Genomic DNA, 8,691 nt, shown 5'->3' with positions numbered 1-8,691 from the left:
CCGTGTAGGAGCAGCCTTGTGCTGCGAAGAGGCCGGTGAAAACACAGTAGATCTTCGCTGCTTTTACTGACCTCTTCGCAGCGCAAGGCTGCTCCTACACAAAGCCCGTATGACAAGGCAGCACGCTACATCCACCCCGCCAGCACAATCGGCAACCAGGCGAATGACAGCACCGTTGAACACATCACCAGGTTCGCCACCTGCTCCGGCGAGCGGTTGGCGCGCACGGCCATGAGGTAATTGAACACCGCCACCGGCATCGCCGATTGCACCATCAGTACCGCACGCTCCAGGGTATCCATGCCCAAGGCCACGCCAACCGCCCACCCCACCGCCGCGCCCAGGCCGATACGCAAACCACCCAGCAGCATGCCGCTGCCCACATGGCGCAGGCGAATGCTGGCCAGCGAAACGCCCAGGGTCAGTAGCATCAGCGGGATGGTCATACCACCGAGCAGGTTCACCGTGTTGGCCAGCCAACGCGGCAATTCGAAATCCAGAAAGATGATCGGCATCGCGCCCGCCAGGCTGATCACAACGGGGTTGCGGACCAGCGCCTTGAGCGAAGCTGCCGTGCCGGAGATGGCCATGCCGACCGTGAACTGTACGATCGACAGGGTCAGGAAAAACGCCACCGCCAGGGCCAGGCCGCGCTCGCCGAAGGCATACAGGCTGATCGGCAGGCCCATGTTGCCGGTGTTGGGGAACATGAACGCCGGCAGCAGCACACGCCAGTGTAGCCCCGAGGCACGGCTGACCAGCAGGCCTGCCAGGGCCATGCCCAACGTGCACAACAGGCAGGCCAGCGCCATGCTGGTAAATGCCGTTGGGTCCAGTTCCGTGCGGCTCAAGGTCGACAGTACCAGCGACGGTGTGCCGACCGTCATCACCAGCCTGGCGATGAACTCAGTGGGGTAGTCCAAGCCTTTGCGGGCCCAGGCAAAACCAATGCCGGCAACGATGAACACAGGTGCCAGAACGGCGAACAACGATGCCAGCATGAGCCTTACCTTCCTGGTGTGCGAAAGGCGTCAGTATGCCGCAGTCCTACGCTGCTTCAACCCGGAAACATAAATGGGTTGATACTGCTACGGGCAAAGCCTTGCCCTTCAAGCTCGGCATCCAGCTGCAAGGAGGCCAAGTCATCGGCGACAGGCTCCAGTGCCGGGTCGTGCTCGTAATAGAAGGCCTTCAGGTAGCTTTCGCAGTCACCGCAGCTTTCCGCCTTGACCGCACTGTCCTGACGCTCCAGCGACCAATAGTCCAGCTTACCGGTGTGCTCGCAGTTGCTGCACTTGACCCGCACCATGTGCCAGCGACTCTCGCACAACCCGCAATGCAGGTAGCGCAGCCCAGCACGCTTGCCAGTGAGGATGACGCTGGCCACCGGCGCGCTGGCGCACACTGGGCAGAACTGGCGATGCTCGCCCACTGCCGCATGCGCATGCGCCGGCAAGGCCGCAGCCAGTTGCACGAAGTACAGCCCCAGGGCGGCCCACAAAAACACCGCCTCGCCGCTGTTCACCTTGCCATATTGGCCCTGCAGCAAGTCTTGGGCGCAGGCTTCGCGCTGATCGGCGCTCAGCGCGGCGAGCCTGTCCAGGGCCGCGCATACCGGGTCGCTGGCGTCAGTGCGCAGGTCCTCGAGCAGATGCTCGAGCACTTGCTGCCAGTAACCTGAGTGCAACTGCGTCGATAATGGCGCCTCAGCGCCCAGCCGCTCAGTCAGAGCCTCAAGCACGTTGGCCGGCACGGGAAAACGATCGAGCAAACGCTGCTGGGCCTGCGCGATGGTGGCGGCGAACTCCAGATAGTCGGCTTGCTCATGCCCCTGTGCCAAGTGACGCAAACGCGCCCCGCGCTTGGCGAAGTGCTGGTCCAGTTGCGGCAGCAACAAGGCGCTGATGGTGCCCACGCCACCGGTAGGCTGCTCGACCGCCGTCAGTTTGATGCTGCTCATTTCTTCTCGCTCTTGCTGTTGATCTGCTGATACCAGCGATCGTGGTGCGACTTGGCCCAACTGCGTGAGACATAGCCGGTGATCATGCCGCGAATCGAACCTTTCACCCAGAACGCCAGGTACGCATGGCCAATGATCAGCAGGATCAGCGAGATGCCTGCCAGTGCATGGGCAAACAAGGCAATCCGAATCAGCGAGATGCTGAAGTAGTCGGCAAACCACGGCCGCCAGATGATCACGCCACTGAGCATCAGCAAGGTGATCAGGCCCATGATCCCCCAGAACAGGATCTTCTGGCCGGCGTTGTATTTGCCGATGCGCAGCGGCTGGCTGTGGTCGCCTGCCAACACGCGCTTGACGTTGCGAAACCAGATGCCGTCTTCACGCTCGGGCAGGTTGTACCTGACGAAGCGCACGAACAGGAACATCAGCACCACGAACACCACCACCCCGAAAAACGGGTGAAGGATGCGCGCCAGCTGCGGTGTGCCAAACACGCCATTCAGCCAGTTCAACGACGGGAAAAACCACGACAGCCCCGACATCGCCACCAGGAAGAAGCAGATGACCATGAACCAGTGGCTGGCCCGGTCGATGAAGCGCGTGCGCAGAATCAATCGGTCCTTGTTCATACCAGGGTCTCCTTGTCGTCTTCCTCGACTTCGTTAGGGCCAACGCCGATGTAGTGGAACACCGTGCCCGCCAGGGTGGCGAAGAATGCCGCGGCGGCTACCGGTTTGAGCCAGCCTTTCCAGCCCTCGATCGCACTGCTGATACGCGGGTCTGGGTTGAGCTTGTGGTACAGCTGCGGCTTGTCGGCGTGTTGCAGCACGTAGAACACATGGGTGCCACCGACCGCCTGCGGGTCGTAAATGCCGGCACCGGCAAAGCCGCGGCCTTGCAGTTCGCTCACGCGTTCTTCGGCCTGCACCAGCATGTCAGCCTTGCTGCCGAAGTTGATCGCGCCGGTCGGGCAGGTTTTCACGCAGGCCGGTTCCTGGCCCACGCTGACCCGATCAACGCACAACGTGCACTTGTAAGCCTTGTTGTCCTTCTTGCTGATGCGCGGTACATCGAACGGGCAACCGGCCACGCAGTAGCCGCAGCCGATGCAATGCTCGGACTGGAAATCGACGATACCGTTGGCGTACTGGATGATCGCCCCCGGTTGCGGGCACGCCTTGAGGCAGCCCGGGTCGGCGCAATGCATGCAGCCATCCTTGCGGATCAGCCATTCCAGCTTGCCGCTTTCGTCCTGGTGCTCGTCAAACCGCATCAGCGTCCAGGTGTCTGGCGTGAGGTCGGCCGGGTTGTCGTACACGCCGACGTTGTGGCCTACCTCGTCACGCAGGTCGTTCCATTCGTTGCAGGCCACTTGGCAGGCCTTGCAGCCGATGCAGATGCTGACGTCGATCAGCTTGGCCACCTCGGCCTGGTGATCGCGGGCACGCGGCGCGGGGGTGAAGGCGTTGGTCGCCGAACGGCGAATGATGTCTTGGGATTGCAGGGACATGTGCGTCGCTCCGTCAGGCCTTTTCCACGTTCACCAGGAACGCCTTGTATTCCGGGGTGTTGGTGTTGGAGTCACCCACCCCCGGGGTCAGCGTGTTGGCCAGGAAGCCTTTGCGGGTGGCACCCTCGAAGCCCCAGTGGCACGGGATGCCGATGGTGTCGACCATCTGGCCGGCGACCTCTAGCCGCTGGACACGCTTGGTCACTACCGCCTTGGCCTTGATGTAGCCGCGCTTGGTGCTGACCCGCACCAGGTCGCCCTGGACGATGCCTTTTTCCTTGGCCAGCACTTCGCCGATCTCGATGAACTGCTCGGGCTGGATGATCGCGTTGAGCCGCGAATGCTTGGTCCAGTGGCGGAACAACTCGGTGATCGAGTAGGTGGTGGCCACGTAAGGGAACTCCTCACGGCTGCCCATCCGCGCACGGTCGCTTTCATACAGGCGTGCGGTCGGGCTCTTGCTGACATTGGGGTGCAGCGGGTTGGACGCCAGTGGGCTTTCGATCGGTTCGTAATGCTCAGGGAACGGCCCATCGTTCATGGCGCCAACCGAGAACAACCGGCCTACCCCTTCGGGCAGCATGATGAACGGGTTGACGTTGCTGCCTGGCGCGGCGGTTACCGGGTAGTCCGGGACATCGCTGCCGCTCCAGCGGCTGCCATCCCAGGCAATGATCTGGCGCTTGGGGTCCCAGGCGTTGCCCTGCGGATCGGCCGAGGCACGGTTGTAAAGAATGCGCCGATTCTGCGGCCAGGCCCACGCCCAACCTGGGGTGCAGCCCAGGCCGCTGTCAGCGTTGTCGCGGCGGGCCATCTGGTTGCCGGCCTCGGTCCAGGAGCCGGCGAACACCCAGTTGAAGCAGGCGGTGCTGCCGTCATCGCGCAATTGGGCGAAGTTGTCCAGCAACTGGCCTTTGCGCAGCACCAGGTTGCCCTTGTCATCATGCAGGTCCGCCAGGGCGTAGCCGTTGGACTCTTTGGCGACTTCTTCGGGCTCTGGATCGTAGGGGTTCTTGTAGTCCCAGGCCATGTTCAACACAGGCTCGGGGCATACGCCGCCCTCGTCGCGGTACAGCTCGCGCAGCTTCATGAACAGGTGGCCGAGGATCTTGCCATCGTGCCAGGCCTCACCGGGCGGGGCCGCCCCGGCCCAGTGCCATTGCAGCCAACGGCTGGAGTTGACGATCGAGCCGTTCTCCTCGGCAAAGCAGCTGGAAGGCAGGCGGAAGACCTCGGTCTGGATCGCCGCGGGGTCGACGTCGTTGGACTCTCCGTGGTTCTGCCAGAAGCTCGACGTCTCGGTCGCCAGCGGGTCGATGATCACCAGGAACTTGAGCTTGGCCAAGGCCTCGGCGGCCTTGTTCTTGTCCGGGAAGGCCGCGATCGGGTTGAAGCCCTGGGCAATGTAGCCGTTGACCTTGCCTTCATACATGCGGTTGGAATAGTTGAGTACGTCGTAGCTGTCGTCCCACTTGGGCAACCAGTCGAAGCCCCAGTTGTTCTCAGGGGTGGCCTTGTCGCCCCACAGGCTCTTCATCAGGCTGATGAAAAATTTGGGCGTGTGCTGGTAGTAGTTGACCTGCCCGGGCAGCTGGGCGCTGGGCGTGGTTTCTTTCAGGTAGGTCTCGACCGTGGTCTGGTTGTCGGACGGCAGGTTCATATAACCCGGCAGGCGTTGCGACAGCAGCCCCAGGTCGGTGTAGCCCTGGATGTTGGAGTGCCCGCGCAGGGCGTTGACGCCGCCACCGGCCATGCCGATGTTGCCCAGCAGCAGTTGGATCATGCCCGAGCCGCGAATCATCTGGGCGCCCGTGGTGTGGTGGGTCCAGCCCAGGGCATAGAGGAAGGTGGCGGTCTTGTCCGGTGCGCTGGTACTGGCAAGGATCTCGCAAATCTGCAGGAAGTCGTCCTTTGGCGTACCGCACAGCTCGCTGACCCGCTCCGGCGTGTAGCGGCTCACATGCTGCTTGAGCAGGTTGTACACGCAGCGCGGGTGGCTGAGCGTCACGTCACGTTTGGCAAAGCCCTGCTCGTCGAGTTCATAGGCCCACGAGCTGCGATCGTAGCGCCGGGTGTTGGCGTCGTAGCCGCTGAACAGGCCGTCGTCGAAACTGTAGTCGCTGCGCACGATCAGGCTGGCATTGGTGTAGGCGCGCACGTACTCGTGCTGGATACGGTCATGGCTGATCAGGTAGTTGACCACCCCCATCAGGAAGGTGATGTCGGAGCCTGCGCGAATGGGCGAATACAGGTCGGCCACTGCAGCGCTGCGGTTGAAGCGCGGGTCGACGACGATCACCTTGGCGCCGTTGCGGATCTTCGCCTCGATCACCCATTTGAAGCCTACCGGGTGCGCTTCGGCGGGGTTGCCGCCCATGATCAGTACGACGTTGGCATTCTTGATGTCCACCCAGTTGTTGGTCATGGCGCCACGGCCAAAGGTGGGCGCCAGCGCCGACACGGTCGGGGCGTGGCAGACCCGCGCCTGGCTGTCGGTGCCGAGGATGCCCAGGGCGCGGGTAAAGCGCTGGTCGAGCGAGCCGGTTTCGCTGCTGGCCGCCGAAGAACACAGCATGCCGGTGGACAGCCAACGGTTGACGGTAACGCCCTTGGCGTTTTTCTCGATGAAGTTGGCATCGCGGTCAGCCTTCATCAAGCGGGCGATGCGCTCGATGGCATGGTCCCAGGTAATCCGCTGCCACGTGTCCGAGCCTGGCGCGCGGTACTCCGGGTACAGCAGGCGCTGTTCGCTGTGGATGTAGTCCACCAACCCTGCCCCTTTCGGGCACAGCGAACCTCGGCTGACCGGGTGGTCCGGGTCGCCTTCGATGTGGAAGATGCGTGCCTTGGCGTTTTTCGCGCCGTCGCCCAGGCTGTACATGAGGATGCCGCAGCCTACCGAGCAGTAGGTGCAGTTGTTGCGGGTCTCTTTGGCGCGCAACAGCTTGTATTGGCGTGACTGGCTGGCATTGGCCACTGCCGGGGCAAAGCCCAGCGACACCGTGGTCGCTGCCGCCGCACCGGCCGTGCACAGTTTGAAAAATTGTCGTCTGCCAAGTGCCATGGGATCTCCTCATCTCGGCCCGATTAAATACCGGGCACACAGGCGTTACTTATCAACGGGTGTTATCGGCTGATCGTTCTAATTCGGTGACGGGCACAAGTCAGGGGCAATAGAAATCTACAGCGCGTTATTAAAACGCAACTTCTTTTGCAACGACTAAATGGACCGCGGCATCACACGTTTATCAAGGCGCCCCTTGCGGGCCGCGCCCGCCATTGTAGTGGCAGGATGCCGCAGGGACCAATTGAGCGGCTTGATTGCTTGATAAGTTCTGTCGATCAACAGGCTGATACGGTATTTAATTACGTACCTGTATTGATCCAGATCAATAAATACTCACTGCCCGCCGCCAAAACAATGAATCAATACGACTAAAGTTATTTTTCTATACAAATTATTATTAAACGGGCGAATTAAGCCTGTACGTCGCGACGCCCTGCGGCGTCTCGTCGCAGGCCAATGCCCCTTGGGCAAAAGGTTGCAAGCACGTAGAATCGCGGTTCCTTTTCGCCCGTCGCCTTGAACGGTGGCAACCGGCAGCAATGACAGAGTCCGCGCCTGAACACATGACCGCCCATGTGAAATAGGCTCAACCGACCCCGCCCGGCCCAGCTCCCTTACGGCCCAGCGGTTGAGTCTTGCCCAGGTCGCATCCAGCCCAGGCACATCCGTGCAGCCTCTTGGCCCCCTTTCGGGCCCAGCTGGCGTGCGCGTCCGAAGAGGCGCTCATTCCGCTCATCCAACTTGAGGTACGTATGTCTCCGCGTTTGCTGGCCATGGCGCTGGCGCCCCTGCTCGGGCTTTTCATCATTGCCCTGGGCAACGGTTTCATGTCTTCCCTGACCACCCTGCGCCTGGGCGCGGCCGGTGAATCAGCCACCACCATCGGTATTGTGTCGTCCAGTTACTTTATTGGCTTGACCCTTGGCGCGATCTTCAATGACCGGCTGATCCTGCGCATCGGCCATATCCGCGCCTACACCAGCTTCGCCTCGCTGATCGCCGCGACCATCCTGTTGCAAGGGCTGTTCTACGACACCACGTGGTGGTCGATCCTGCGCCTGATCAACGGCTGGGCTGCGGTGGGCGTGTTCCTCGTGATCGAGAGCTGGTTGCTGCTGGCCGGCGACGCGAAAATCCGTGGCCGCCTGCTGGCGCTGTACATGATTGCCTTCTACGGCGCCGGCGTTATTGCCCAGGCAGGCCTTGGCGAAATCACCCGCTTGGGCGACACCGCGCCATTCATGCTCGCGGGTATGCTCGCGGCGCTGTCGGTGCTGCCGATCGTGATCCTGCCGCGGGTGTCGCCACTGCTGGACCAGGTCGAACCGCTGAAGCCCCGCCAACTGCTGGGAGTCGCGCCGTCGGGCTTGGTCGGCTGCTTCGGTTCGGGGGTGGCGATTGCCGGCATTTATGCGCTGCTGCCGCTGTACCTGCAACGTATTGGCCTGGACGTGGGCGAAGTCGGCAGCATGATGGCCTGGGTGATCCTGGGTGCGATGCTGCTGCAGTACCCGGTTGGGCGCTGGTCCGACCGCAAGGACCGCCAGGATGTGCTGATTGCCCTGGCCGGCCTGTGCGTGGTGCTGTCGTTGATTACGGTGTTCTTGCCGTCTGAATCGTCATTGCTGCCCGCAATGCTGTTCCTGCTGGGTGGCGGCGTGTTCGCCCTGTACCCGGTAGCGGTCAGCCACGCTGCCGACCGTGCACCGTCCGACGCGCTGGTGCCGATGATCCAGGGCTTGCTGCTGATCAACTCGCTGGGTTCGGCGCTGGCGCCGCTGGCGATTTCGCCGATGATGACGTCGTTTGGCGAGGCCGGGCTGTTCTGGGCCTTTGCAGTGGTCAACCTGGCCATGGTCAGCTTCTTCCTGTGGCGCCGAGGCAAGCGCCCGGCGGCCGAGCACCCGGCGCCGTTCGCGGCATCCACCACCTTCTCGCCCACCGGTGCCGAGTTGCGAGTGACTGAAGACCTGATGCATGCCGCGCAGGAGCATCCGCCGCTGGAGCCGGTGCAAGGCACAGGGGCAGCGCAAGCCGAAACCCGATAACCCCACCTCGGTAGGAGCAGCCTTGTGCTGCGAAGAGGCCAGTGATAACAGCGAAGATCTGTTGTGTGGTCACCGGCCTCTTCGCAGCACAAGGCTGCTCCTA

General features: G+C 62.4%; 6 protein-coding genes. 1 reads left to right on the top strand and 5 read right to left on the bottom strand.

Features of this window, described 5'->3' with window-relative positions; translation table 11 throughout:
• Positions 1-125: 125 nt before the first annotated feature.
• The 5 genes from D886_RS0126340 to fdnG are packed head-to-tail and all read right to left on the bottom strand — an operon-like array spanning position 126 to position 6,537.
• A complete protein-coding gene (locus D886_RS0126340; protein WP_027596745.1) occupies positions 126-1,001 on the bottom strand; it encodes an AEC family transporter in 876 nt (291 codons plus the stop codon).
• 56 nt (positions 1,002-1,057) lie between these two features.
• Positions 1,058-1,960 (bottom strand): formate dehydrogenase accessory protein FdhE, encoded by a 903-nt coding sequence (gene fdhE / locus D886_RS0126335; RefSeq protein ID WP_027596744.1) that lies wholly within the window; start codon positions 1,958-1,960, stop codon positions 1,058-1,060.
• Positions 1,957-2,592 carry a formate dehydrogenase subunit gamma gene (locus D886_RS0126330; RefSeq protein ID WP_027596743.1) on the bottom strand — a complete coding sequence of 212 codons (636 nt, stop codon included), beginning with the start codon at positions 2,590-2,592 and terminating at the stop codon, positions 1,957-1,959. Before D886_RS0126330 ends, fdhE begins: the two co-directional genes overlap by 4 nt.
• On the bottom strand, positions 2,589-3,473 hold the full coding sequence (gene fdxH / locus D886_RS0126325) for a formate dehydrogenase subunit beta (RefSeq protein ID WP_027596742.1): 885 nt from the start codon (positions 3,471-3,473) through the stop codon (positions 2,589-2,591). Before fdxH ends, D886_RS0126330 begins: the two co-directional genes overlap by 4 nt.
• 13 nt (positions 3,474-3,486) lie before the next feature.
• Positions 3,487-6,537 (bottom strand): formate dehydrogenase-N subunit alpha, encoded by a 3,051-nt coding sequence (gene fdnG / locus D886_RS0126320; RefSeq protein WP_081717572.1) that lies wholly within the window; start codon positions 6,535-6,537, stop codon positions 3,487-3,489.
• A gap of 755 nt (positions 6,538-7,292) precedes the next feature.
• Here fdnG and D886_RS0126315 point away from each other — a divergent pair.
• A complete protein-coding gene (locus D886_RS0126315; RefSeq protein ID WP_027596740.1) occupies positions 7,293-8,588 on the top strand; it encodes an MFS transporter in 1,296 nt (431 codons plus the stop codon).
• The last annotated feature ends 103 nt before the right edge of the window (positions 8,589-8,691 follow it).

The organism is Pseudomonas sp. LAIL14HWK12:I7, assembly GCF_000483465.1.
GTDB classification, from domain to species: domain Bacteria; phylum Pseudomonadota; class Gammaproteobacteria; order Pseudomonadales; family Pseudomonadaceae; genus Aquipseudomonas; species Aquipseudomonas kermanshahensis.
Note: the sequence above shows the minus strand (reverse complement) of the source record. Positions and strands in the feature narration are given on the sequence as shown.